Origin of the sequence: Brevundimonas sp., from assembly GCF_044239655.1 — a bacterium.
Taxonomy (GTDB): Bacteria; Pseudomonadota; Alphaproteobacteria; order Caulobacterales; family Caulobacteraceae; genus Brevundimonas.
Map to the genome: position 1 here is coordinate 1 of NZ_JBIIAY010000212.1, position 2,601 is coordinate 2,601.

Here is a 2,601-nt window from a genome sequence, read left to right on the forward strand (position 1 = left end):
TCTGGCCTACAACGACTACATGAGTTGGGAGGCAGGGCACGAAACCCATCGGGCGGGCGTCCTGCGGCTGCTGGAAGGGCTCAAGACCCGAGGCGTTCCGATCGACACCCTCGGTGTCCAGAGTCATATCGGCTCCGGCAACGAAGCAAACTCGGTCGGCTTCAACACGGCCCAGGAACGGGAGTGGTCGCGCTTCATCGACGAAGTGACGGGAATGGGTCTGAAGATCGCCATCACCGAGTTCGATGTCCACGACAAGAACCTGCCCGCCACCATTCCCTTCCGGGACCAGGAAGTCGCCACTCTCGGTCGTGCGTATCTGGACCTCATGCTTGACTATCCGCAGACCCAAACCATCGTCGCCTGGGGATTGTCCGACCGATATTCCTGGCTTCAGAACCTGTGGCCGAGGGCCGACGGCTTGCCCAAGCGCCCGACACCGTTTGACGCTGACGACAAACCCAAGCCGCTGCGCGACGCCATTGCAGGCGCGCTGAAGGCCGCTAGTCCCCGAACGCCGCTTTAGGGGTTCGCGGCGAACACGTCGAGGCTCCAGGCGCAGAGACCCAGTTCCGGGCTTTCTGCGGAGTCTTGCCCATTTGCTGAGATATTCAGGGATCTGCCGTACAAACGGCGCCTCACCGCGCGCGCATTGCGAGAAGGGTTGAGGTATAGTCGGACAAAATCGGGGAGACACAGGTTGGAGAGCAAGGTCGCACGCCGGAACGGCGGTCGGTTGACGATATATGACGTCGCCCGTCTCGCCGGGGTCTCGCGGATGACCGTATCACGCGTCATCAACGGAGAGCCCAGCGTTACCGAGGCCAAGCGCATCCGGGTCGCGGAAGCGATCCGCGAACTGGACTATGCGCCGAACCATGCGGCGCGCAGTCTGGCCAGCGCGCGCACATTGCAGATCGGGCTTCTCTACAGTAACCCCAGTCCATCCTACCTCAGCGAGCTCCTGCTCGGGGCGCTGGAGCAGTGTGGGGCGAAGGCGATCCAGCTGATTGTCGTCAAGTGCGGGGTTGAGGCTGGCGAAGAGGTGGCCGTTCGTCGTTTGATTGCGACGGGAGTCGGCGGCGTCATCCTGCCTTCACCTCTGTGCGATTCAGCGGAGATCGTCCGTCTGTTCCGCGACGCAGACATACCCATCGTAACCTTGGGAACCGATCAACCCCCTGCCGCGACGTCGTCGATCCGCGTCGATGATTATGCCGCCGCTCACGCGATGACGACCCATCTGATCGGCTTGGGCCATCGGCGTATTGGCTACATCAGTGGCCACCCGCGTCAGACGGCCAGCTCCCAGCGACTGGAGGGTTATACCGCTGCGTTGCGTGATGGGGGAATAACACCGGACCCCGCGCTGGTGGTTCAGGGCTATTTCACCTACCATTCCGGCCTTGAGGGGGCTGACGTTCTGCTCGCGCTCGCGAACCGCCCGACGGCCATATTCGCGGCCAATGATGATATGGGTGCCGCTGCAATCGCCGTCGCCCATCGATTGGGGTTGGATGTCCCCCGCGACCTCACGATCTGCGGCTTCGATGACACCGCCCTGGCGACAACAGTCTGGCCTCCGATGACGACGGTGCGGCAGCCCGTTGCAGACATGGCGAGAGACGCGGTCACCCTCCTGGCTGATGCGGTCAATCGAAAGGCTGACGGCAAGCCAGCGCAGGCGCTCTGCGAGATGGCTCCTTTCACCCTGGTGTACCGTCAGTCGGACGGACCGCCTGCCACGCCACGCTCACGCCATCTGGCCAAGACCAGGAGCACAAAGAGCCACTAGCACGTATTGCCTGGCCAACATTTGTCGGACATATTTTCAAGACGTCGATGCGCGTAGTGCGCCCCGAAATCTGGAGGTTGTTGTGCGGAATCTTGCCATCGGAGCGGTCGTAGTCATAGCGGGCGTCGCAGCCTTGCAGGTTGCTAGGCCCTATGCTCAATCCTCGGATCTTCTTCGTAACATCATCAACACCCCCCACGTTGAGGCCTGGAGAGTCACCGGTACCACTGCGCGCCCGCTGCCGCACCCGGTCGAGGGAGTCGTCGGCGGAAAAGCCATCAGCGTGCCGGCGATCCGCGCCGAGCAAACCTGGACGACCGGGGCGAACATCCCCGTCACTGGCGAGATCAAGCAGGGAGACACGGTTCTTGTGATGGTGTTCGCGAGGCTGCAGGTCGCTTCGCCCGACAGCCCGACCAGCCGTCTTCCCGTCCGGATCGACGAGGCCGTTGCGCCATACACCAACGTCATCCGTGGCGAGGGCGAAATCGGGGCTGACTGGAAGCGGGTCTATGCCTCGGGCGTTGCCACAAAGGACTATGCGCCGAACTCGACGAGGATGTCGGTTCGCCTGGCGACCGCCAATCATACTGTCGAACTCGGGCCAGGGTTCGTGCTGAATCTCGGACAGGATTTCGACCCGGCCGATCTGCCACGCAACGAACCCTGAAAATTCGTCTGCGATCGCGAGCGCCGGCAACCCACACGATATAGCTCTCCCCAAGGGGGGCCTGGGGCAGGACGGCAAGGTCGAGGCCTGCGCGCGGCCTTGATTTCGTTTGATCTGGCTCCGGCATACCGGAGCC

General features: G+C 62.7%; 3 protein-coding genes. All 3 read left to right on the top strand.

The window, feature by feature from the left end; translation table 11 throughout:
• The coding region (locus ACILQR_RS16440; protein WP_395652434.1) for an endo-1,4-beta-xylanase at positions 1-526 on the top strand (526 nt) is incomplete at its 5' end.
• Between the two features lie 210 nt (positions 527-736).
• Positions 737-1,795: a LacI family DNA-binding transcriptional regulator gene (locus tag ACILQR_RS16445; RefSeq protein ID WP_395652436.1), complete on the top strand. Its 1,059-nt coding sequence runs from the start codon at positions 737-739 to the stop codon at positions 1,793-1,795.
• Positions 1,796-1,877: 82 nt separating this feature from the next.
• Positions 1,878-2,465 carry a hypothetical protein gene (locus ACILQR_RS16450; protein WP_395652435.1) on the top strand — a complete coding sequence of 196 codons (588 nt, stop codon included), beginning with the start codon at positions 1,878-1,880 and terminating at the stop codon, positions 2,463-2,465.
• The last annotated feature ends 136 nt before the right edge of the window (positions 2,466-2,601 follow it).